12 protein-coding genes and 1 tRNA gene are annotated in these 23,138 nt (G+C 72.1%); all 13 read right to left on the bottom strand.

Translation table 11 applies throughout. The features are described 5' to 3' along the window. Positions 1 to 64: 64 nt before the first annotated feature. Positions 65 to 3,028 (bottom strand): hypothetical protein, encoded by a 2,964-nt coding sequence (locus ACGF8B_RS03290; RefSeq protein ID WP_392734263.1) that lies wholly within the window; start codon positions 3,026 to 3,028, stop codon positions 65 to 67. A 2-nt stretch (positions 3,029 to 3,030) separates the two neighbouring features. Then, a complete protein-coding gene (locus ACGF8B_RS03285) occupies positions 3,031 to 4,878 on the bottom strand; it encodes an HSP90 family protein (RefSeq protein ID WP_392734261.1) in 1,848 nt (615 codons plus the stop codon). Between the two features lie 91 nt (positions 4,879 to 4,969). Further along, entirely contained in the window at positions 4,970 to 5,962 is a 993-nt protein-coding gene (locus ACGF8B_RS03280) for a hypothetical protein (protein ID WP_392734259.1), read from the bottom strand. A 521-nt stretch (positions 5,963 to 6,483) separates the two neighbouring features. After that, complete coding sequence (locus ACGF8B_RS03275) at positions 6,484 to 7,011, bottom strand: hypothetical protein (RefSeq protein WP_392734257.1); 528 nt, start codon at positions 7,009 to 7,011, stop codon at positions 6,484 to 6,486. A gap of 241 nt (positions 7,012 to 7,252) precedes the next feature. Further along, a tRNA-Thr gene (locus ACGF8B_RS03270) sits at positions 7,253 to 7,326 on the bottom strand. 118 nt (positions 7,327 to 7,444) lie between these two features. After that, complete coding sequence (locus ACGF8B_RS03265; protein WP_392734255.1) at positions 7,445 to 8,989, bottom strand: alpha/beta hydrolase; 1,545 nt, start codon at positions 8,987 to 8,989, stop codon at positions 7,445 to 7,447. Positions 8,990 to 9,122: 133 nt separating this feature from the next. After that, on the bottom strand, positions 9,123 to 10,328 hold the full coding sequence (locus tag ACGF8B_RS03260; RefSeq protein ID WP_392734253.1) for a DNA polymerase III subunit delta': 1,206 nt from the start codon (positions 10,326 to 10,328) through the stop codon (positions 9,123 to 9,125). Positions 10,329 to 10,607: 279 nt separating this feature from the next. Then, on the bottom strand, positions 10,608 to 13,769 hold the full coding sequence (gene tmk, locus ACGF8B_RS03255) for a dTMP kinase (protein ID WP_392734251.1): 3,162 nt from the start codon (positions 13,767 to 13,769) through the stop codon (positions 10,608 to 10,610). 243 nt (positions 13,770 to 14,012) lie between these two features. After that, on the bottom strand, positions 14,013 to 16,877 hold the full coding sequence (gene topA / locus ACGF8B_RS03250) for a type I DNA topoisomerase (protein WP_392734249.1): 2,865 nt from the start codon (positions 16,875 to 16,877) through the stop codon (positions 14,013 to 14,015). A gap of 412 nt (positions 16,878 to 17,289) precedes the next feature. Continuing rightward, positions 17,290 to 17,487, bottom strand: a complete 198-nt coding sequence (locus ACGF8B_RS03245; RefSeq protein WP_124719537.1) for a hypothetical protein — start codon at positions 17,485 to 17,487, stop codon at positions 17,290 to 17,292. A 415-nt stretch (positions 17,488 to 17,902) separates the two neighbouring features. Further along, complete coding sequence (locus ACGF8B_RS03240; protein ID WP_392734247.1) at positions 17,903 to 19,417, bottom strand: methyltransferase; 1,515 nt, start codon at positions 19,415 to 19,417, stop codon at positions 17,903 to 17,905. 196 nt (positions 19,418 to 19,613) lie between these two features. Continuing rightward, a complete protein-coding gene (locus ACGF8B_RS03235) occupies positions 19,614 to 20,231 on the bottom strand; it encodes a small secreted protein (RefSeq protein ID WP_392734245.1) in 618 nt (205 codons plus the stop codon). A 412-nt stretch (positions 20,232 to 20,643) separates the two neighbouring features. Continuing rightward, complete coding sequence (locus ACGF8B_RS03230) at positions 20,644 to 23,091, bottom strand: sodium-translocating pyrophosphatase (RefSeq protein WP_392734244.1); 2,448 nt, start codon at positions 23,089 to 23,091, stop codon at positions 20,644 to 20,646. Positions 23,092 to 23,138: the final 47 nt, after the last annotated feature.

The raw sequence follows: 23,138 nt of genomic DNA, 5'->3' as shown, positions 1-23,138 counted from the left end.
GCGTACGAACTACGCGTACGGGGCGGTGCACGTGGCCCCGCACCGCGTCACTCCTCGCGCCGCGTCACTCCCCGTCGCGCAGCCGGTTCGCCAGGGAGGACAGCGGCTCGGCCTCCTCGGTGTGGCCCAGGGCGGTCAGTCGGGAGACCGCCGCGTCGAGGCGGTTGAGGGCGGGGGCGGGGCGTTCCAGGTAGATGCCTTCCACAGCAGCCGTGAGACGGACGCACTCGGCCCACTCACCGGCGTGGTCCCCGCCCTTCTCCGGCGTCGGCTCGCCGAGCAGGGCGAGGGCCTTCTCCAGTGCGGCGAGGGCGTCCTCGTACTCACCCGCGTAGGCATTGACCCGCCCGTGCTCGTAGGCCAGGGCGGTGTCCAGGGAACGGCCCTGGGCCTCGTACGCGGCGGCGCGGGCCTCGTCGGCGATCCGGCCGACGTCGGCGAGGTTGGCGAGGGCGTCGGCCAGACCCTCGGGGCCCTGCCGCTCCGCCTGGAGACGGGCGAGTTCGCGCAGACAACCGCTGAGCTGCTCGTAGCGCGGAACGCGGGTGTGGGCGGCGAGCGCCTGCTCCGCGGCCTCGCGCGCCCGGCCGAACTCACCGGACTCACCGAGGAGTACGGCCGTCTCCGCGGCGATCATGACGTGGCTCCCCGGGTCGTCGTCCCAGCGTGCCGACTCGGCCGCGAGCGCGACGAACTCCGTCGTGGCGGCCTTGAGGTCCTCCCCCGCGTGCAGCGCGCGGGCCCGGGTCAGGCGCAGCTGGGCGACGAGCCGGTCGTCCACTTCTCCGGCGGCGACGTCCCGTTCGGCCAGGAGCGAGTCGAGCAGCGCGATGCAGTCCTCGACGCGGCCCAGGTCGAGGCAGAGCTGAGCGGCACTGCTGTAAGCGCAGTACGCGTCCGTCCGGCTGCCCCGGCGCAGCTCCAGCTCCGCCGAGCGCGTCAGGTGCCGCAGTGCCTCGTCGGGGCGGCCGAGGTGCATGCAGACCTCCGCCAGATCGGCGTGGAGGCGGGCGGTGTCGACCACGTCGGCCGGCCAGTCGGCGGCCAGTCGCAGCCCCTCGGCCAGGTCGGCCTGCGCGGCCTGCACGTCCCGGAGGCCGAGCTGGAGCCGGCCGCGCAGCGCGAGCGTACGGGGCAGGTGCCAGGCGGGGCCGTGCGCCTTCAGCCGGTCGAGGACCTCGTCGGTCACGGTGACCGCGGCGGGCAGGTCGCCGGAGAGGGCATGGGTGGTGCCCCGCAGCAGCATGGCACCGGAGATCTGCCCGCCGAGATCGTGCCGGGTGGCGAACGCGAGCAGCAGGTCGGCCTCGGCGAGAACCGGCGCGACGTGCGCCTCGTCCCCCGACGTCTGCAACCGCATGCCCAGCGCGGTCGCCCGCAACCGCAGCAGGCGGGCCTCCTGGTGCGGGGCGAGGCCGGACGCCTCCTCGTGCAGGCGAACCATGTCCGCGTGAGCGGCGGCCAACGCGGCGACCTTCACCCCGGCCCCGGCGGCACCGTCAGCCCCATCGGTACCGCCCGCCTCCTCGGCCCCCTCCGCAGTGGCGAGCAGGGCGCAAGCACGCGCGACGGCCGCGTCACCCGAAGCTCCGGCGTCCTCGTACAGGCCCGCGGCCTCCTCGTGGAGAGCCGCGGCCTCGGCGAACTCGTCCTTCTCGCCCGTCCGGCTCGCCTCGTCGCTCAGCAGGTCCGCCCGCAGCTGTGCGAGCGGGCCGACGGCCGGGTCGTCGGGGTGGGCGTAGTCGCGGGAGGTGGCGAGCGTGCGCAGCTTCGCCCAGCACGCCCGCGCGTCCGGGTGCCCCTGCTCGTCCAGCGTCCGGGCCCGGAGGATGAGTTCGGGCAGCGATTCCGGGACCTCGGCGGCCGTACGGGCGGCGGGCGCGGCGACCGGGGCGGCCGGGGCCACTTCGTCGAGGCCACGGGTGCGCAGGGTAAGTTCCAGCGCGTCCACCAGCGGGGCGCGGTCGAGGCGGGCCCTGCGGCGGTCGGCGTGGGCCGTCGTTCCGTTGCGGGCGTCGAAGCGGGCGGCCAGGTCGTCGGCGCGGCCCCGCACCTCGGCGCGCAGGCCGGCCACCGTCCAGGCGCGGCCCGCGTACCCGGCGGCGGGCAGCTCGCCGTGTCCCAGGGACTCGACGCGCTGGAGGAGCACCTCCGCACCGGTGAGGAAGTCGAACAGGTCCAGCGGCGAGTCCACCTCGCCGAACAGATTCCGGTTCTCGGCGAGCAGTTCCAGACCGCGCGCCTCATTGCCGGTCAGCGCGCAGAACTCCAGGTGCCGGCCGACCTCCCCGGACATCGAGGGGTTGCGGCGGCAGTTCCGGTAACCGGCCAGGTGCAGTTCGCGGGCCCGGTCCACGAGGCCGCTGCGCAGCAGGGGCAGCAGCGCGTACGAGACGGAACGGGCCGGCTCCTCCTGGCAGGACTCCTTCCCGGCCAGAACGGTTTCCCACTCGTTCAGCGCCCGCTCGTCGTCGCCCGCCGCGAGGTGGTGGAGGGCGCGCTCGCAGATCTCGCATGCCTCGCAGTCGCTGAGCCGGGTCCGGGAGCGGCCCGCCCACAGCTCGTAGGCGAGGGTGGTGCCCTCACCGGTGTGGGCGGCGAGCTGGTACGCCTGCCCGTAGTAGGGCTGGAGGCCCAGTCCGGCCTTCTCGTACCGGTCGCGCATCTCCGTCAGCCACTGATTCAGGCTGGAAAGGGGTATCTCGGGCAGCACGCGCAGCGCGTTGGCCACCCACTTGAACCGCCAGAACAGCGTGTGCCGCCGACGTTCGTCGAATACGTCGGGCTGCTCGTCGAACAGGTTGAGCAGTCGGGCGAAGACGACGGGCGACTTCCGGGGCTCGGAGCCGTAGGTGTACGCCTCCTGGAGTTCGAAGAGTGCGTGGACGAGCGGGACGGGCTCGGCGAACTGCTCGGCGGCGTCCACCAGTTCCTCGGCGGCGACCGTGCGGGTGCGGCCGTAGGGGCGCCGGTCGTTCTCCTCCAGCGCCTGGTACAGCTCGTCGGTGTTCCGGGGTGTGGTCGGCATCGTCAGCTGTCCTTGCGGAGGGCGTGGGCGAGAAGGTCGAGGAAGGAGCGGTTGATGAGGCTCGATTCGGCGGGCCTGAGCGGGCGGCGGGACAGCAGCGCGGCCTGCCCGTAGAGGGCTTCGGCGCTGGTACGGGCCAGCTCCGGCTCCTCGATGGTGACGGCGGCGCGGACCAGCGGGTTCAGCTGGTTGAGGATCAGCTGGGCCCGCGGGGCCTCCTGGCGCAGGGCGCCGAGGATGTCGCCCCACACGCCGCCCTCCTGCTCACGGGCGAGCTGGGAGCGGGTGCGCTCGTGCCGGGCCTCGCGGCTGTCGACGAGAAGGGCGGGGGCGGAGGCGGGCTGGAAGGTGCGCAGCGCGACATCGCAGTCGAAGACCGCGAGGGCGTCGCGGGCCAGGGCGAGGTAGGCCACGGCGGCCAGTTCGGTCTCGCGGTCGACGGGGTCGAGGTGGGCGGTGAGGGTCGCCGGGTCGAGGTCGGCGACGCTGACCTCGGACCTGATCTCGGGCAGCCGGTGGACCAGCTCACGGTCGTACGTGTAGCCGCCGTTGACGACGCCGAGTCCGGCGGCCGAGGCGATCGCCGCGACCTGCCGGAACTCCTCCACGCTCGACGTCACGAGCACGGTGCGGTGGGTGCGCGCGAACTCGTCGAGAGTGGTGTGCCCGTCGGTGGTCTCGAACGGCAGCCAGGGCAGCAGCATCCGCAGGATCTCGTCGTCGTGCACCGCGAGCGACTTCACGGCCAGGTGGTGGGCCTGGAGGAACCGGCCGAGCAGGTCCGGATCGCTGGCGGCGGCCCGGGCTATCCACTCGCGCAGCCGGTCGGCGAGGGAGTCGCGGACGGCGGCGAGCGTGTCGTCCTCGTACAGGGACTCGCGGGAAGCCGTCGGGCGCAGGCTCTCGGCGTCGATGACACAGCGGACGAAGAACGCCCACTCGGGCAGGAGTTCCTCGGCCTGCTCGGACAGCAGCATGCCCTTGACGTGCACGCGATGGCCGTGGCGGCGCCCGGCCGGCACCGCCTCGGGCAGCACGCACGCGATGCCCTTCAGGCCGACGGCAGGCAGGTCCAGCTCGATGGTGTCCAGCGGCGTGAACCCGAAGACCCCCTCCCCGTACGCGGCCAGCGCCCGGGACCGGGATCCCGGGGTGGGGTACGTACGGGCCCAGGGTGCGGGCTCCGGATTGACGGCCACGCCCTGACCGCCCGTGCCGTCGTCGAAGGTCACCGGGTGGCGCAGCAGGGAGCCGAAGTGCCGGGCCAGCGCGTGCACCTGTGCCGGCCGGGTCCACTCGCCGGTGTCGGCGCGCGGCGTCAGCGTGACGGTGGTACCGGGGCGGGGGCGGGCGGACGCGGGCAGGGTGCGCACGGTGTAGCTGCCGTCGCCGCGCCCCCGCCATTCCACGGCGGGGGCGTCGGGGGTGCGGGCGGAGCGGCTCAGGACGTGGATCTCGTCCGCGACCAGGAAGCAGGAGAGCAGCCCGATGCCGAACTGGCCGATGAAGTCGGCTCGTTGCTCGGCGATCCGCTCGGCGCGCTTGCTGCTGCGGCCGATCGTGGCGAGGAAGCTGTGTACGTCGGCCTCGGTGAGACCGACCCCGTCGTCCTCGACGCGTACCACCGAACCGTCGGCGTACAGGCGGATCCCGAAGGCGTCGGCGGGGGCGTCCGGGGCGAGTCCGCGTCGGGCGGTCAGCGCGTCCACCGCGTTCTGCAGGAGTTCGCGGAGGTAGACGCGTGGGCTGGAGTAGAGGTGGTGGGAGAGGAGGTCGACGAGGCCGCGCAGATCCACCTGGAAGGTGCGGTCGGCGCCGGCCGGGTTCGCGGCGGGGTCGGGCAGAGTCATCGGGCAGTCCGGGGTGGAAGGGACAACGGGTGGCGGGGTACGGCGGCAAGTGGCTCCGGCATCGGCCGGAACCGGGACCGGCGTGCGGCGCTCAGGCGCGGCGCTGGTGGCGGGCGAACTGCTTCTCGGGCTCGGCGAAGTAGGACCAGGGCCATTCGGTACGGGCGCCGTCGAGCGCCTGGAAGACGCGCCGGACCGTGTGGCGCTCACCGGCCAGCGAAAGGGCCATGGCGAACATGTTGAAGTCCTGCTGCCAGCCCGGCCGGCGTACGTAGGCGGGGTGGAGGATGCTGCGATCGGCCGCGTTGCGCAACTCGGCCTGGATCTCGGGGGTTTCGAGGCACCCCGCATGTTCCGACTCGACCCATTCCTCGATGTGCGCCATGGCGATCACACAGCCGATCCGGTGCCCCTGCGGAGCACGGGCGAACGCGTCGCGGGCGAATGCCAGGGCCTGGCCCGGCTCACCGCTCCAGCGGGGCTGCAACTGCGAAACCCAGTCGATGTGGACTTCCGGGTCCAGCGGATCGCGGCGCAGGGCGGCGTCGAGCCGGGTCCTGTTGACGACCGGGCCCAGCGACATGCCCCGGCCGGAGGTGAGCAGGTAACGCCACGGCGTGATCCACTCCGGCCGCAGCTCGGCGGCCTCGAACAGCTGCTCCTCTGCGAGGTCGAGCCGCTCGTGGAAGACCCGCCACTGTTCCTGCGTGACGTTCGCCGCGCGCGCGGACGTACGCGCCTCCCAGCCCCAGACGACGTGGCGCGCCCCGGATATCAGCAGGGCGGTGGCCCGGTGCTCCTTGTCCTCCTCGACGGCGCGGACGATCCAGTCCTGCACACCGTCCAGGTCCGCCAACTGGCCCAGGACCTTGTGGTCGTGGCCGAGATCGAAGGGGACCAGCGCCGCCTTGACCGCCTCCCAGTCACCCGCGTCGGCCGCCTCCACCAGCGCGAGCACCCGCGCGTCCCCGAGCGCGCGCAGCGTGTACGCCCCGTTCCTCCGCCGCCGCGGAACGGGCAGGGCATGCGGATCCGCCGCCGGCCTCTCCCCGCCCCCGTCCCCGCCGAACAGCCTGCCGAACATACCGAGCCCTCCCCTGGTCCCGCGCGATCGTCCGGTGCAGCATAAGCGGCCCCACCGACATCGCTTCCACAGAGTTTTCACGGATGCTTCACGCCACGGTCCCGAAGTCCGTCCCTGACGAGGGCGGGTGCACCCGCCGTCCGCAGAGGTCCGGCCCGTACGGCCGTCAGGAACACGGGCGGCCGTCAAGCTCCGAACCACGTAGGCCCAGGCCGGACGGTGTCCGACCCGGGCCTTTCCGGAGCCGCCTCCGGGATCCGGACCCGAGCCCCACGCCTGCCGAGTTACGAGTTGTCGCATCTCGGTCCTCGCAGGTCCGCACGCGTGCATCCGGCCCCTCACACCGCTGGTCGGCGCATGTGGTGGCCTGCCGGCGGACAGTCTCTTCGCGGACGTGCGCGGGCGGGTGCGGGCTTGAGCGCCTGCTCGGCCGGTGCACGCTCCTCGACGCCTTCGCCCCTCTGGCCCGCAGCCTTCCCGCACTGTTCAACCGACCGGGCGCCGACGTGGGCCCGAGGGCCTCAATGAGCCGGCGCCGGGGGCAGACAGCCCGTCTCCGGGACGTGGCCGTTGACGTCCGACCAGACGCGCTCCGCGGTGACGGCACCGGTGACGCAGGCGGTCCTGCCGATCCAGATTCCGTACACGCTGCCCCGAACAGGGTCTTCGTCTCCTGATGCGGACCGCTCCGCCACCTCCAGGCGGGCGGGAGCGGCCAGGGGCGCAAGGGCCTCCCGCACCTCGGCGGGCCGGGTCCGATGCTGACGCCGCAGATCCTCCAGGGCCCGAGTGATGTCCTTGACCTTCTCCCGGGCCCGTTTCTCGTCCGCCGGGTCCGGACGGTCCGGGCGTCGCGCCCGGCTGTTGTCTCCGTAGAAAGGCGGCACGTCCGGGCCGGCCGTGCCGCTGCTCGGGGTTCCGTGCTCGGAGGCGCTGGACGAATCGTTGCCGTTGAGATTGGAGAAGAGATCGTCCGCGTCTTTCCCGCAGCTCGTCAGAGCGAGGACGCAGAGCACCGCGACTACGGCCGTGCCAGTGCGACGGGTCATGGCCCCAGTCTCCCTTCGCGGGCGCGATGGGGGAGTGAGTACGCGTACTCAACCGTGGCGCGAGACCGGGCCCGCCCACACCGTCACCAGCAGCCCGGAGCGGTCACGGCCGATGCCGGTCGTCGATGCCGGCGGCAGTTCTTCCGGCCGCCGGCGCTCGCCCGGCCCGCGCCCGACGCCGCCGCATCCGGAAAAAGCAAAAGCCCCAGGTCACGGCGAGTGAGTCCTGAGGCTTCCACAGAGCCGCCTTCGGGATTCGAACCCGAGACCTACGCATTACGAGTGCGTTGCTCTGGCCAACTGAGCTAAGGCGGCACGCCCTGTCGCACCATGGTGCGATCAGCAGCGTCGCCAAGTCTACACAGTTTCCGGGGGTGCTCCGTACCAGCCTCGCGCCGGACTGTTTTCGCAGGTCAGCAGCTTTGCGGGGTGGTCAGGAGCACTTCTTGTCCTCTGCCGGCGGGGTGCCCTCCAGGAGGTAGGTGTTGATCGCCGAGTCGATGCAGTCGCTGCCGCGGCCGTACGCCGTGTGGCCGTCGCCCCGGTAGGTGAGGAGGGTGCCGGAGGAGAGCTGGCCGGCCAGGGACTGGGCCCACTTGTACGGGGTGGCCGGGTCGCGGGTCGTGCCGACCACCACGATCGGGGCCGCGCCCTTCGCCTCGATGCGGTGCGCGGTGCCGGTGGGCGGGACCGGCCAGCGGGCGCAGTTCAGGGCGGCCCAGGCGAAGGCCCTGCCAAAGACCGGGGATGCCTTTTCGAAGCTGGGGACGGCCCGGGTGACGGCCTCGGCGTCGGCGAAGGCGGGCGGCTGGTCCAGGCAGTTCACGGCGGCGTTGGCGAACATGAGGTTGGCGTACGTGCCGTTCGGCCGGCGCTCGTAGTAGCTGTCCGACAGGGCCAGGAGGCCGGAGCCGTCGCCCTTCTGCGCGGCGGTGAGGGCCTCGCGGAGCTGGGGCCAGGCCGACTCGTCGTACATGGCGGCGATGACCCCGGTCGTCCCCAGCGATTCGGTGAGCCGGCGGGACTCGCCGGTGGCGATCGGCCGGGCGTCGAGGTCGGCGAAGAGCCGTTTCAGCCGGGTGGCGGCATCGGCGGTCGAGGTGGTGCCGAGCGGGCAGTCCGCCTTCTTCACGCAGTCGGCTGCGAAGGCCTGGAACGCGGTCTCGAAGCCCGCCGTCTGGTCGCGGTTCAGCGCGACGGCGTCGAGCGACGGGTCCATCGCGCCGTCCAGGACCAGCCGGCCGACCCGGGCCGGGAAGAGCCCCGCGTACGTCGCGCCGAGGAAGGTGCCGTACGACGCCCCGACGTAGTGCAGCCGCTCGTCACCGAGCAGGGCTCGCAGCATGTCCATGTCGCGGGCGGTCTCGACGGTGGAGACATGGGGCAGGATCTCGCCGGAGCGCTTCTCGCAGCCGTTCGCGAACTGCTTGAACGCGTCGCCCAGGTCGGTGACCTCGGCCGCGTCGTCCGGGGTCTGGTCGACCTGGGTGTACGCGTCCATCTGCGGACCGGTGAGGCACACGACGGGCTCGCTGCGGGCCACTCCGCGCGGGTCGATGGCGACCATGTCGTACCGGGCCCGGACCTGGGCCGGGTAGCCGACGGCCGCGTAGCTCTGGAGATATTCGATGGCCGACCCGCCGGGTCCGCCCGGGTTCACCAGGAGGGAGCCGATCCGCTTGCCGGGGCCGGTGGCCTTCTTGCGGGCGACGGCCAGTTCGATCTCGCCACCGTCCGGCTTCTTGTAGTCCAGCGGCGCCTTCATCGTGCTGCACTGGAACCCCTCGACGCCGCAGTCCCGCCAATTCAGTTGCTGCGCGTAGTACGACGTGAGCCCGGCGGGGACCGCCGCCCCGGACGACGCGGGCGAGGCGGACGGCGAGGCGCTCGTCGAACTGCCGCTGCTGCAGCCGGAGATGAGAAGGCCGGCGGTGCCGAGCGTGGTGGCGAGAATCCGGAGCGAGCGCCTGGTGTTCATCCCCGGAGCGTAGTCGCCATGTGACGACTCGCCCCGATTCGCTCCCCGTACGGGTGAACGCACGATCATGAATGAGCGATCGTGAACGGGGTGATTCGGGTGTGTGGGTGGGGTTGGCGGGTCGGCCCCGGAATCAGCCCGCGCGCAGGGCCATCGTCATCGCCTCCACCGCGAGCAGCGGCGCCACGTTTCGGTCCAGCGCCCGGCGGCAGGCGATCACCGCCTCTATCCGGCGCAGGGTGCGCTCGGGCGTGGAGGAACGGGCGACGCGGTCGAGCGCGTCCTGGGCGTCCGCGTTGGCGATGGCGATCCCCGAGCCCAGCTGGATGGCCAGTACGTCACGGTAGAAGCCGGTCAGATCGGTGAGCGCCAGATCGAGGCTGTCGCGCTGCGTACGCGTCTTGCGGCGCTTCTGCCGGTCCTCCAGCTCCTTCATCACGCCCGCGGTACCCCGTGGCAGCCGTCCCCCGGCGACGGCGCCGAGCGCGGCCTTCATCTCCTCGGTCTCCTTGACGTCGACCTCCTCGGAGACCTGCTTGGCGTCGTCGGTGGCGGTGTCGATCAGCTCCTGGGCGGCCTTGAGACAGCCCCCGATGTCCTCGACCCGCAACGGGAGCTTGAGCACGGCGGCGCGGCGCGAGCGGGCCCGCTCGTCGGTGGCGAGGCGGCGGGCCCTGCCGATGTGGCCCTGCGTGGCCCGGGCGGCGGACGCGGCCCGCTCCGGGTCGATGCCGTCCCGCCTGATCAGGACGTCGGCGACCGCGTCGACCGGGGGCGTGCGCAGGGTGAGGTGGCGGCAGCGGGAGCGGATGGTGGGCAGCACGTCTTCGAGGGAGGGTGCGCAGAGCAGCCACACCGTGCGGGGCGCGGGCTCCTCGACCGCCTTCAGCAGTACGTTCCCGGCACCCTCGGTGAGCCGGTCGGCGTCCTCCAGGACGATGACCTGCCAGCGGCCGACGGCCGGGGAGAGCTGGGCGCGGCGGACCAGCTCGCGGGTCTCCTTCACACCGATGGAGAGCAGGTCCGTACGGACCACCTCCACGTCGGCGTGCGTACCGATGAGGCTGGTGTGGCAGCCGTCGCAGAAACCGCAGCCGGGTGCTCCGCCCAGGGCGCGGTCGGGGCTGGTGCACTGGAGGGCGGCGGCGAAGGCCCGGGCGGCGGTGGAACGGCCCGAGCCCGGGGGACCCGTGAACAGCCAGGCGTGGGTCATCTTCGACCCCGGCGGGACCGGTTTTCCCGCCGAATGCGCGGTGACCAGCGCATCGGCGTCCCGGGCGGCGGCGCCGAGCTGCTCCTGCACCCGGTCCTGGCCGACCAGGTCGTCCCATACGGTCATGGGTCGCCGCCCTTCCTGCACGTCGCTGCTCGTTGTTGCCGGTGCTGCTTGCTTGCACCCGGTCACTGCCCGCTGAAGCCGGTCACTGCTTGCTGTTGCCGGTTGCTGCCGGCTGTAGCCGGTCACTGCCTGCTTGTCGCTGCTCGTCGGTCCGGATGCCCCGATCCGACTCCCATTGTGGGGGACGGGTCTGACAATCCCGGCAACAAGCGCCCCGGCCGTCCGGACCCGCTGCCAGGACGGGCCGCCGGGGCGGGGCTCCCCGGCGGCCGGCACGGATCAGCGGCGCGGGCGGCGTCCCCGGCCCGAGCGGCCCGGGCCCCCGTCGTCCTGCTGGTCGCCGTGGTCGCCCAGCAGCTCGTCCGCCAGCGTCGGCAGATCGTCCAGCGGGGTCTCCTCGGCCCAGTCGGGACGGGGCCGCCGACCGGCGGAGCGCTCCTGCTCCGCATGCTGCCGGCCGTCCCAGCCGCCGACCTGCGGAAGCTCGCGGGTGCGCTCGTTCTCGCTCTCCGGAGCGGAGCCCGCCGGGCGCTCGTCGCGGAACATGCCCCGCGGAATCCGGTCCGCCGGATCCGTGTCCCGTACCGGAGGAAGCACCGTCGTCTCGTCGGCGGCACCCGCCGCACCCGTGCCACCGGACCGGCCGGAGCCGCCCCGAAGGTCGTGGATCTTGGGGATCATCGTCGTCTCCTCCTCGTCCGAGGAGGAGGGAGAGGACGGCGACGCGGACGAGGACGAGCCGTCCGGCGCGGGCACCTGCTGCGTCACGTCGTTCGGATTGACGATCGGCGTCGGCACCGTGATCTCGTTCTCCGGCACGGAGGCCGCCGCGGCGGCCTCCGCCCGGGCCTTCTCCGCCGCCGCGGCGGCCTCGGCCTCGGCCTTGCGCCTGGCCTCCTCGGCGCGCAGCAGTGCTTCCTCCGCCTTGCGCTGCTTCTCCAGCCGCTGGGCCTCGGCCTCCTTGCGCAGCCGCGCCTCCTCCTCGGCCTGCCTGCGCAGCCTGGCCTGCTCGGCCTCGCGGGCCGCCTCCTCGGCCTCCCGCCGGACCCGCTCCTCCTCGGCCACCCGGCGCGCTTCCTCGGCCCGCTGCCGGGCCTCCTCCGCCTGGCGTTCGGCCTCGCGCCGGCGCGCTTCCTCCAGCTCGCGGGCCTTGCGCTCCTCCTCCTCGGCACGGAGCTTGGCGAGCTGTTCCTGCCGCTCGCGCTCCAGCCGCTCCTCCTCGGCCTTGCGGGCGGCCTCTTCCTCGGCCTTGCGCCTGGCCTCCTCCTCGGCGGCCTTGCGCGCCTCCTCCTGGGCCTTGATCTCGGCCTCGGAGAGGGGCAGGAGCTGGTCGAGCCGGTGACGTACGACCGTGGTGATCGACTCCGGGTCCTGGCCCGCGTCCACGACCAGGTAGCGGGTCGGGTCGGCGGCGGCCAGGGTCAGGAAGCCGGACCGCACCCGGGCGTGGAACTCCGGCGGCTCGGACTCCAGCCGGTCGGGGGCCTCGGTGAACCGTTCCCGCGCGGTCTCCGGGTCGACGTCCAGCAGCACCGTCAGATGCGGAACGAGCCCGCTCGTCGCCCAGCGCGAGATCCGGGCGATCTCGGTCGGCGAGAGGTCGCGGCCCGCGCCCTGGTAGGCGACGGACGAGTCGATGTAGCGGTCGGAGATGACGATCGCGCCGCGCTCCAGCGCCGGGCGGACGACCGAGTCGATGTGCTCGGCGCGGTCGGCGGCGTACAGCAGCGCCTCGGCCCGGTTGGACAGCCCGGCCGACGAGACGTCGAGCAGGATCGAGCGCAGCCGCTTGCCGACCGGTGTCGCGCCCGGCTCGCGGGTGACGACGACCTCGTGGCCCTTGGCGCGGATCCAGTCGGCGAGCGCCTCGACCTGGGTGGACTTGCCCGCGCCGTCGCCGCCCTCCAGGGCGATGAAGAAACCGGTCGCGGCGGGGGCGACCGCCGGGTCGCCGCCGCGCAGCGCCTCGCGCAGATCGCGGCGCAGCGGTACGCCGGAGCGGTCGTCCGTCCTGGCCAGGACGATCACGGCGACCGGCAGCAGCAGCGCGCCGATCAGCATCAGGGCGAAGGCCGCACCACCGTGCTCGAAGACGAAGTCGCCCGAGCCCAGCCGGTGGGCGCCGATCGCGGCGGCCAGCAGCGGGCCCGCGAGCGCGCCGAGCGCGATGAGGACCCGTACGACGGCCTGGAGGTGCTCGGTGGTCCTGGCCCGGCGGAACTCCTCGGTCTCCTGGTCGGCCAGGACATGACCGGTGTAGGCGGCGACGCCCGCGGCGTATCCGGCCAGCACCGCGATCATCAGCACGGTCGCCGTGTCCGGCACCAGGCCCATGGCGAGCAGCGCGAGACCGGTGACGGCGGTCGCCAGCGAGAGCAGCCGGCGCCGCGACAGGGTCGGCAGCACCTTCCCCGCGGTCCGGATGCCGACGCCGGTGGCGCCGGTCAGGCCGAGGACCAGCAGGGCGAAGGTGGCCGGTCCGCCGCCCAGGTCGGCGGCGTGCAGCACCGACACGGCGGCGGCCGCGGCGATGGCCCCGGCGACCGCGGCCGATGCGCCGACGACCAGCGGGACGGATCCGGTGCGGCCCTTGTCGGGTCCGCCGTCCACCGACGGGCGCCGCAGGCCCTCCAGCGGCGAGCGCGGGCGCGGAGTCTGCGTACCGGGCAGTTCCAGGAAGTACAGGGTGGAGATCGACGCCGAGAACAGCCCGGCCGCGACGTACGAGCCGAGGGCCGCCTGGTGGATCGAGAACCATTCCAGGCCCGAGCCCAGCAAGTTGCCGACGAGGGTGGCGACCAGCAGGGCGACCGCCGCGGCCGGGATCGCGGCGAAGTCGGTGCGTACGGAGAGCCGGCGCAGTGCGTCGAGGTGGTCGGGCAGCGGGCGCACCGCGGCGCCCTCGGGGGGCGGGGCGGGCAGCAGCGCGGGGGCGGCGCCGTCCTTGGCGACCGTCCACAGGCGTTCGGCCGCGCCGGTGACGAAGACGGTGATCAGGATCATCATGAGTGCCCGCTCGGGCATCCAGTCGATCCACAGGGGCGCGACGACCAGCAGCGCGAGCCGCAGTCCGTCCGTCCCAATCATCAGCCACCGCCGGTCCAGCGGTCCGCCGGGCGCGGTGAGCGTCGTCAGCGGCCCCAGGAGTACGGCTCCGAAGAGCAGGGTGGCAAGGATCCGGGCACCGAACACCGCGGCGACGGCAAAGGCCGCACCTCGGTACCCGGCTCCGAATGAGCCCTCAAGGACCGCCGCTTGCAGCGACATCAGCACCAGCACGAGAAGGGCGAGTGCATCGCCGGTACTGCCGACGAGCTGTGCGCTCCACAACCGCTTCAGCGGGGGAACACGCAACAGGGCTCGTACGGCGCGCTCGCGTGAGTCTGCGGCAAGTGTGTCGGAGGTGGGGCTCACGACCGTTGGCTGCTCGGCTCGCGTCATCCGCCCAGCCTATCCGGAGCCATGGGGTCCCCGGAGGCCCCGTCCGAACATATGGGCGCCCGGACCTTCCCGGCGCTACCCTGCCCCCCGGTCCGAGCCCCGGTCACGAGCCATCGCGCGCCATCACTCGCCCACGTACACCCGCGTACGCCCTTGCATGCCCCTGTACGTGCAAACGCCGGAGGGGCCCGGAACTGCCCGGCCCCCTCCGGCATGCTCGACACATACGGCCGGCGCGTACGGTCAGTCCTCCGCAGACGCCGCGGACGCCGTCTTCTTGGCGGCCGTCGCCTTCTTGGCGGCGGTCGTGGTCTTCTTCGCGGCCGTCGTCTTCTTCGCCGCGGTCTTCTTGGCGGTCGCCGTGGTCTTCTTGGCGGCCGTCTTCTTCGCGGTCGCCTTCTTGGCCGGGGCCTTCTTCGCCGTCTTCTTCTTGGCGGGCCCCTTGGCACGCTTCTCGGCGAGCAGCTCGTAGCCGCGCTCCGGCGTGATGTCCTCGACGCTGTCGGCGGTCCGCAGCGTGGCGTTGGTCTCGCCGTCGGTGACGTAGGCGCCGAAGCGGCCGTCCTTGACCACGACCGGGGCCCCGCTCACCGGGTCCGTGCCCAGCTCCTTCAGCGGCGGCTTGGCCGCGGCCCGGCCGCGCTGCTTGGGCTGGGCGTAGATCGCGAGGGCCTCTTCGAGCGTGATGTCGAAGAGCTGGTCCTCGGAGGTGAGCGAACGCGAGTCCGTGCCCTTCTTCAGGTACGGGCCGTAGCGGCCGTTCTGCGCGGTGATCTCGACACCCTCGGCGTCCTCGCCGACGACCCGCGGCAGCGACATCAGCTTGAGCGCGTCGGCCAGCGTCACCGTGTCCAGGGACATGGTCTTGAAGAGCGAGGCGGTCCGCGGCTTCACCGCGTTCTTGCCGGTCTTCGGGGTGCCCTCGGGCAGTACCTCGGTGACGTACGGACCGTAGCGCCCGTCCTTGGCGATGATCTGGTTCCCGGAGACCGGGTCCGCACCGAGCTCGAAGTCGCCGCTCGGCTTGGCCAGCAGCTCCTCCGCGTACTCGACGGACAGCTCGTCGGGCGCCAGGTCCTCCGGCACGTCCGCGCGCTGGTGGCCCTCGGCGTCCTTCTCACCGCGCTCGATGTACGGGCCGTAGCGGCCGACCCGGAGCTTGATGTCGTTGCCGACGGGGAACGAGGAGATCTCGCGGGCGTCGATCGCGCCGAGGTCGGTGACGAGCTCCTTCAGACCGCCGAGGTGGTCGCCGTCGCCGTTGCCCGCGTCGGAGGCCGCCCCCGCACCGGCCGTGTCGTCGTCGCCCGCGCCGAAGTAGAAGCGCTTGAGCCACGGCACGGACTGGGCCTCACCGCGTGCGATGCGGTCGAGGTCGTCCTCCATCTTCGCGGTGAAGTCGTAGTCGACGAGCCGGCCGAAGTGCTTCTCCAGCAGGTTGACCACGGCGAAGGAGAGGAACGACGGGACGAGCGCCGTGCCCTTCTTGAAGACGTAGCCGCGGTCCAGGATCGTGCCGATGATCGACGCGTACGTCGACGGGCGGCCGATCTCGCGCTCTTCCAGCTCCTTGACCAGCGAGGCCTCGGTGTAACGGGCCGGCGGCTTGGTGGCGTGGCCGTCGACCGAGATCTCCTCGGCGGACAGCGCGTCGCCCTCGGCGACCTGCGGCAGGCGCCGCTCGCGGTCGTCCAGCTCGGCGTTCGGGTCGTCGGCGCCCTCGACGTACGCCTTCATGAAGCCGTGGAAGGTGATCGTCTTGCCGGACGCGGAGAACTCGGCGTCCCGGCCGTCGCTCGCCCGGCCACCGATCTTGACCGTGACCGAGTTGCCGACCGCGTCCTTCATCTGGGAGGCGACGGTCCGCTTCCAGATCAGCTCGTAGAGCCGGAACTGGTCGCCGGTCAGGCCGGTCTCGGCGGGGGTGCGGAAGCGGTCGCCGGAGGGGCGGATCGCCTCGTGCGCCTCCTGCGCGTTCTTGACCTTCCCGGCGTACGTGCGCGGCTTGTCCGGCAGGTAGTCGGCACCGTACAGCTGCGTGACCTGCGCCCGGGCCGCGGAGACCGCAGTGTCCGAGAGGGTCGTGGAGTCGGTACGCATGTAGGTGATGAAGCCGTTCTCGTACAGCTTCTGCGCGACCTGCATGGTGGCCTTGGCCCCGAAGCCCAGCTTGCGGCTCGCCTCCTGCTGGAGGGTCGTCGTGCGGAAGGGGGCGTACGGGGAGCGGCGGTACGGCTTCGACTCGACGGACCGGACGGCGAACGAGGAGTCGGCGAGTGCGGCGGCCAGGGCGCGGGCGTTCGACTCGTCCAGGTGCAGCGTCTGGCCGGAGGCGGACTTCAGCTGTCCGTCCGGACCGAAGTCACGGCCCTGGGCGATGCGCCGGCCGTCGACCGCGCTGAGGCGGGCGGTGAGGTTCGACGGGTCGGAGGCGTCACCGGTGCGGCCGGTGGCGAAGGTGCCGGTGAGGTCCCAGTACTCGGCGGAGCGGAAGGCGATGCGCTCGCGCTCGCGCTCGACGACGAGCCGGGTCGCCACGGACTGGACACGGCCGGCCGACAGGCGCGGCATGACCTTCTTCCAGAGGACCGGCGAGACCTCGTAGCCGTAGAGGCGGTCGAGGATACGGCGGGTCTCCTGGGCGTCGACCATGCGCTGGTTGAGCTCGCGCGGGTTGGCCACGGCCGCCCGGATCGCGTCCTTGGTGATCTCGTGGAAGACCATCCGGTGGACCGGGACCTTGGGCTTCAGGACTTCCTGAAGGTGCCACGCGATGGCTTCGCCCTCGCGGTCCTCATCGGTGGCGAGGAAAAGTTCATCGGACTCGGCCAGCAGCTGCTTGAGCTTCCTGACCTGCGCCTTCTTGTCCGCGTTGACGACATAGACGGGCTGGAAGTCATGCTCGACGTCGACGCCGAGCCGGCGGACCTCGCCGGTGTACTCGTCCGGAACCTCTGCGGCGCCGTTCGGCAGGTCGCGGATGTGCCCGACGCTCGCCTCGACGACGTATCCGGGGCCGAGGTAGCCCTTGATCGTCTTCGCCTTGGCAGGCGACTCGACGATGACGAGTCGGCGGCCGCCCTGTGCGGTCTCGCTGGTCGGGGACAACTTCGCTCTTCTCTCCGGTCGACGCTCGGTGGGCATCCGGGCAGCGCGATGACGCTGCCGAAGGTGCTGTCGCTGCGGAGTGTGACGGTACAACCCGCCCCCGTGTCAAACGGCAAAAGCCCGCAACGGCCACTCGAACGGTAACCCGACTTCCGCCATTCCTGCCGCCCGGACCGCCCGGTCCGCCGTGTGCGCGGTCCCTGCCTGCGGGTTTCCGGGTGCTGTGGCGGCGCCGCGGGCGTCGATGGCGGGCTCCGTACGGTCCGGGCGTGTTCCCCGCCACTGTCCGCCCCGCGCCGCCGGTTTCCCGGCAGGACCGCCGGGGCGGGCGGCTGATCGGGCCGGGCCCATGGGGCGCGGATCCGACCGGGACTGTGAGCAGTGGATCAGGGCAGCGGATCAGGGCAGCGGATCAGATACGGGTGAAGCACCACACACCGAGGACGAGAAAAAGTACGCCGAACACAGTGGCGAGCGCGGCGGAGGCGACGGGGCTCACGCCGTGCGCCACCGGCGCGCGATGCAGCACACGCGCCCCCGTCCACAGCAGCAGTGCGGCACCGAACAGCGCGAACGCCGATCCGGCGAAGATCGCTGGTCCGCTCTCCATGCCGTACGCCTCCCTGTCCCTGCCCGGGCCGGGGCGTGTGCCGTCCGGCCAGGGGGGAGGCTGCCACCTCAGGGCATCGGCCATGCGAACCCCGGGTGAATGGCCGGTTCCGCCCGCTTCCCGGTGCCGCCGCCCGGAGCCCTGTCGGGTTCCTGGGTGCCGCCGCCCGGAGCCCCGTCGGGTTCCTGGCCGCGTCCCATCCGGAATCCGCCCTCTCCGCGACGCACCGCCGACGGCGAGCCCGAATCCGCTGCTCGCGGGGCCCCTCCTTACCTACGGCGGTACGTACCCGACCGGAACGGGAACGGAGACCCGGGCGCGGCTGGACGGGGCCGAACGGACAATCGGGCCGGCAATCGGGGCGCCAATCGGGCGAGCGACCGGGCGAGCGGAGGCGCGCCGACCGGGCCGGCGATCAGCCCGCCGGAGGCGCCGGCTCCAGGAAGCCCTCCTCGACCAGCAGCCGGATCGCCTGCGGCGTCCGGTCGCGCAGCAGCACCGGGTCCTCGTTCATCAACTGGGCGATCGCGTCCAGGATCCGTCCCGCGGGCAGCGTCCCGTCGCACACCCCCGCGAAGCCGGCGCCCACGGCATCGACCTTCGTCGCGCGCCGCATGCCCCGGTTCTGACGGAGCACCACGTGTTCCGGATCCTCCGCGCCGGGCAGGCCGACCTGCTCCTGCACCACCTCGGCTGCCAAAGTGAAGTGCCCGGCCAGAAGCGCCGCGTCGTCCTGCTCGCGGAGGTAGTCCTGCCGGGCGAAGTGGGCCTCGACGGCCGGTCCGAGCGGCTGCTCCACCGCGTGCGGCCACTCCTCGATCACGACCGACGCATTGCCCGCGGCGGCTGCGGCGGACTTGCGCAGGGTGATCCAGCCGAAGCCGACACCCCTGGTCCTACGGGCCTCGAACTCGTCCAGCCAGGCGTCGTACCGCGCGGTGTACTCGGCGGGGTCCGTGCGGTGGTCCCCGCTGTCGCGCAGCCACAGCTCCGCGTACTGGGTGACGTCCTGGACCTCGCGCTGCACGATCCAGGCATCGCAGCCGAACGGAACCCAGGAGCTCAGCCGGCTCTGCCAGTCCTCGCCCTCGACGTGCTGCCAGTTGGCGAGGAAGTGGGCGTATCCGCCCTCGTTCAGCCGGTCGCCCGTCTGCTGCACCAGCGTCCGGCACAGGTCGTCACCGCCCATGCCGCCGTCGCGGTAGGTGAGCCGGGCGCCGGGCGAGATGACGAACGGGGGGTTGGAGACGATCAGGTCGTACGTCTCGGTGCCGACCGGTTCGTACAACGAGCCCTGACGCAGCTCGGCCGGGGCGACTCCGGACAGCGCGAGGGTCAGCCGGGTGAAGTCCAGCGCACGCGGGTTGAGGTCGGTGGCCGTGACCCGGGAGGCGTGCTGCGAGGCGTGCAGCGCCTGGATTCCGGAGCCGGTGCCGACATCCAGCGCGGAAGCGACCGGCGTGCGGACGGTGATCCCGGCGAGCGTGGTGGACGCCCCGCCGACACCCAGGACCACACCCTCCTCGCGCGATCCGATGCCGCCCGCGCCGCCGACGGCGCAGCCCAGGTCGGAGACGATGTACCAGTCCTGCCCCTCGGGCCCGCTGTACGGCCGTACGTCGACCGTGGCCCGCACCTCGTCGCCGACGCGGGTCACCCAGCCGTCCTCGGCGCACTCGGACAGCGGGAGCGCGGCGGCGGCCCGCTCGTACGGCACCGGCTGCTGGAGCAGGAAGAGCCGCACCAGCGTGTCGAGCGGAGCGTCGCCCCGGGTGGCACGGAGCGCCGGGACCGTCTCGCTGCGGGCGAGCGCGGCGTAGGCGGGCGCACCGAGCAGGTCGAGGAGCCCGTCCGCGGTGAAGGCGGCGGCGATCAGGGCTTCGCGGAGCCGGGGCGAACGGTCGGGCACGGGGAGGCTGGTCGTACTCACCCACCCATTGTGGCCGCTGCCACCGACAACGGCAGCGGCCCGGCGCCCATCGGGGCGGCCGGGCCGCTGTACCGCACGTCAGCCGCGCTGCACGTCGGCCGGCGCTCCAGCACGTCGGCCACGCGTCACAACAGCCGCATGTCGCGGCACCGGCGCGCGACAACAGCCGCGTATCACCGGAGCCGCTGCCGCCCGGTCACGCCTTCTTGCTGGGCGAGGCGGCCGGTTCCTTGGACGGCTCGGTGGGGGCCTTCGGCGGCGTCGAGGCCGTCGGCTTCTGGCAGCCCTTCTGCTTGGCCATCGCCGTGCCGACCTCGCCGGACTGAAGCTTCTTCAGCGCCTCGTCACCACTGGTGCTGATCTTGTTCAGCTCGTCCGCGATGCCCTTGAGACCGTCGGCGAACTTCGCCTGGTCCTTCGTCTCCAGCGCGTCGACCTTCTTCTGGAGGTTCCCGTACGCCGCCGAGGAGGCGTTGAGTTCCTTCACGGCCTCCTTGTGCGTGGCCTCACCGCCGTCGACCGGCGGCGCACCCGCGGAGTCGACGGCCGTGCCCAGTGCCTTGTACGCCTGCGAGATCTGCTGGAAGGCGGCCGAGTCGGTCTTCTGGACGTCGGCGGGCTTGCTGTTGTCCGCGGTCTGCTGCTGGATGGCGGCGTTGGCGTTCGCGATCTTCTGGAGCTGGGGCTGGACCTGGTCGCAGACCTTCTTCGCCCAGTCGTTCACCTTGTCGCTGTTGTCGTCACTGCTGCAGCCCGACAGCGTAAGTACCAGTACCGCACCGCCGGACAGTGCGGCCGCAAGCTTCTTGTTCACCGGATCGGTCCCTTCCAAGGCTCTCGGCCCCGGAACTTACACGGCGAGCGCCCTCCGGCCGGGCGCCGGGCGTCCGATGAGTAGCCTTTTGAAGCCATTTGCACCAAGGGAAATGAGGGAGATGCCACTCACCCGCACAGCCCTCGCCACTCGGGAACACGCGCACAGACAAACACACGAACGGCGTACGGATCGACGCCGGGACGGGCACCCGCGCGAAAATGCGTGCGGGCGGACGACGCATCAGAATGCGTCGCCCGCCCGGTCATTGAACCGAGGCCGGTTACGTGCCACGGTCCACCCGGTCCGCCCACCCAACCGGGGACAGGACTACGTTCCGCCCACCGGACCGGGGACGGACCAGCCGAGCCGGGGGCGGACTACGGGTCACCGCCCGGCCCCGGCCGCTGGTTCACGAAACGGCTGCCTGGCCGGGCGACTTGGCCGGCGCGTCCCCGCCTCCGTCCCCGTCGCCGGAATCCTCGTCGCCCACCGCGATTCCACGCCGCTTGGACACATGGACCGCGCCGACGATGACCGCGACGGCGAGCGCCGCCACCACCGCGCGCACTCCGGCGCTCGCGTCCTGCCCGTAGCTGAACTGCACCACCGCCGGAGCGATGAGCAGGGCGACCAGGTTCATCACCTTGAGCAGGGGGTTGATGGCCGGCCCGGCCGTGTCCTTGAAGGGGTCGCCGACCGTGTCGCCGATGACGGTCGCGGCATGGGCCTCGCTGCCCTTGCCACCGTGGTGACCGTCCTCGACGAGTTTCTTGGCGTTGTCCCACGCGCCACCGGAGTTGGCGAGGAAGACCGCCATCAGGGTGCCGGTCCCGATGGCACCTGCGAGATAGGAGCCGAGCGCTCCGACGCCGAGCGTGAACCCGACGGCGATCGGCGCCAGAACGGCCAGCAGACCGGGCGTGGCGAGCTCGCGCAGGGCGTCCTTGGTGCAGATGTCGACCACACGCCCGTACTCCGGCTTCTCCTTGTGGTCCATGATCCCGGGGTGCTCGCGGAACTGCCGCCGCACCTCGTAGACCACGGCCCCGGCGGACCGCGACACGGCGTTGATCGCCAGCCCGGAGAAGAGGAAGACGACCGCGGCACCGAGGATCAGGCCCACCAGGTTGTTGGGCTGCGAGATGTCCAGACTGAGCGTCATCTCACCGGCCTTGGCACCCACGTCGTCGACCGCCGTGGCGATCGCGTCACGGTACGAGCCGAAGAGCGCCGACGCCGCCAGAACCGCGGTGGCGATGGCGATGCCCTTGGTGATGGCCTTGGTGGTGTTGCCGATGGCGTCCAGGTCGGTGAGGACCTGCGCGCCGGCGCCCGAGACATCACCGGACATCTCGGCGATGCCCTGTGCGTTGTCCGAGACCGGGCCGAAGGTGTCCATGGCGACGATGACACCGACGGTGGTGAGCAGCCCGGTCCCCGCCAGGGCCACCGCGAAGAGTGCCAGCATGATCGACGTACCGCCGAGCAGGAACGCCCCGTAGACGCCCAGACCGATCAGCAGCGCCGTGTAGACGGCGGACTCCAGACCGATGGAGATGCCGGCGAGCACGACGGTGGCCGGGCCGGTCAGCGAGGACTTGCCGATGTCCCTGACGGGGCGCCTGCTCGTCTCGGTGAAGTACCCGGTCAGCTGCTGGATCAGGGCGGCCAGCACGATGCCGATGGCGACGGCGACCAGGGCGAAGATCCGCGGGTCACCACCGTGCGAGGTGATGGCGCCGTCGGTGACACCGTCCAGATCCGCGTACGAGGACGGCAGGTAGACGAACACGCCCACGGCCACCAGCACCAGCGAGATCACCGCGGAGATGAAGAATCCGCGGTTGATCGCGGACATTCCGCTGCGGTCGGTGCGCCGAGGGGCTACCGCGAAGATTCCGATCATCGCGGTGACCACGCCGATCGCCGGAACGATCAGCGGAAAGGCCAGTCCGGCGTCGCCGAAGGCGGCCTTGCCGAGGATGAGCGCGGCGACGAGTGTCACGGCGTACGACTCGAAGAGGTCGGCCGCCATTCCGGCGCAGTCACCGACGTTGTCGCCCACGTTGTCGGCGATGGTGGCGGCGTTGCGCGGATCGTCCTCCGGGATGCCCTGCTCGACCTTGCCGACGAGGTCGGCGCCGACGTCCGCGGCCTTGGTGAAGATGCCGCCGCCGACCCTCATGAACATGGCGATCAGCGCGGCCCCGAGCCCGAAGCCCTCCAGCACCTTCGGGGCATCGGCGGCATAGGCGAGCACGACACAGGACGCGCCGAGCAGGCCGAGGCCCACGGTGATCATCCCGACCACGCCACCGGTACGAAAAGCGATCTTCATCGCTCTGTGCGAAACAGCGGTGAGATCCTTTTCCGGCTCACCTTCCGCGGGAGTCGCCTCACGTGCAGCCGCAGCCACACGGACATTACTGCGCACCGCAAGCCGCATCCCGATGTATCCGGTGGCCGCCGAGAAAAGCGCACCCACCAGGAAGAACAAGGAACGGCCTGCGCGCTGCGACCAGTTGTCGGCCGGTAGCAGCAGAAGCAGGAAGAAGACCACGACGGCAAAGACGCCGACGGTGCGCAGCTGCCGGGCCAGATAGGCATTCGCACCTTCCTGGACGGCGGCTGCGATCTCCTTCATGCGGTCGGTACCCTCGCCGGCTGCCAGCACCTGGCGCACCAGCAGCCTGGCGACAACCAGGGCGGCGAGGGCCACGACCGCGACGACGACCACGATGACGCGGTTGTCATCGGTGAGAACCGCGGCCGCCAGAGAAGTGGCCCGGCCGGAAGGTGCGGAAAATGCGGAATCTTGCGCGGGTCCTGCCAGTGGGGTGTTGAAGAACTCCGCCATACGTCCTCCTTGACGCTCAGCGCTCAAGACGTGGACGGATTGTAGGG

This window comes from Streptomyces sp. NPDC047917, from assembly GCF_043204345.1.
In the GTDB taxonomy this organism is placed as follows: domain Bacteria; phylum Actinomycetota; class Actinomycetes; order Streptomycetales; family Streptomycetaceae; genus Streptomyces; species Streptomyces sanglieri.
This window is presented reverse-complemented; position numbering and strand designations above follow the sequence as displayed.

What these genes read in the sequence shown, in the direction of transcription:
- tmk (WP_392734251.1), bottom strand. Translation starts at nt 13,769, where the DNA reads ATGACGCGAGCCGAGCAGCCAACGGTCGTGAGCCCCACCTCCGACACA.
- ACGF8B_RS03280 (WP_392734259.1), bottom strand. Translation starts at nt 5,962, where the DNA reads ATGTTCGGCAGGCTGTTCGGCGGGGACGGGGGCGGGGAGAGGCCGGCG.
- ACGF8B_RS03285 (WP_392734261.1), bottom strand. Translation starts at nt 4,878, where the DNA reads ATGACTCTGCCCGACCCCGCCGCGAACCCGGCCGGCGCCGACCGCACC.
- ACGF8B_RS03275 (WP_392734257.1), bottom strand. Translation starts at nt 7,011, where the DNA reads ATGACCCGTCGCACTGGCACGGCCGTAGTCGCGGTGCTCTGCGTCCTC.
- ACGF8B_RS03260 (WP_392734253.1), bottom strand. Translation starts at nt 10,328, where the DNA reads ATGACCGTATGGGACGACCTGGTCGGCCAGGACCGGGTGCAGGAGCAG.
- ACGF8B_RS03290 (WP_392734263.1), bottom strand. Translation starts at nt 3,028, where the DNA reads ATGCCGACCACACCCCGGAACACCGACGAGCTGTACCAGGCGCTGGAG.
- ACGF8B_RS03245 (WP_124719537.1), bottom strand. Translation starts at nt 17,487, where the DNA reads ATGGAGAGCGGACCAGCGATCTTCGCCGGATCGGCGTTCGCGCTGTTC.
- ACGF8B_RS03230 (WP_392734244.1), bottom strand. Translation starts at nt 23,091, where the DNA reads ATGGCGGAGTTCTTCAACACCCCACTGGCAGGACCCGCGCAAGATTCC.
- ACGF8B_RS03265 (WP_392734255.1), bottom strand. Translation starts at nt 8,989, where the DNA reads ATGAACACCAGGCGCTCGCTCCGGATTCTCGCCACCACGCTCGGCACC.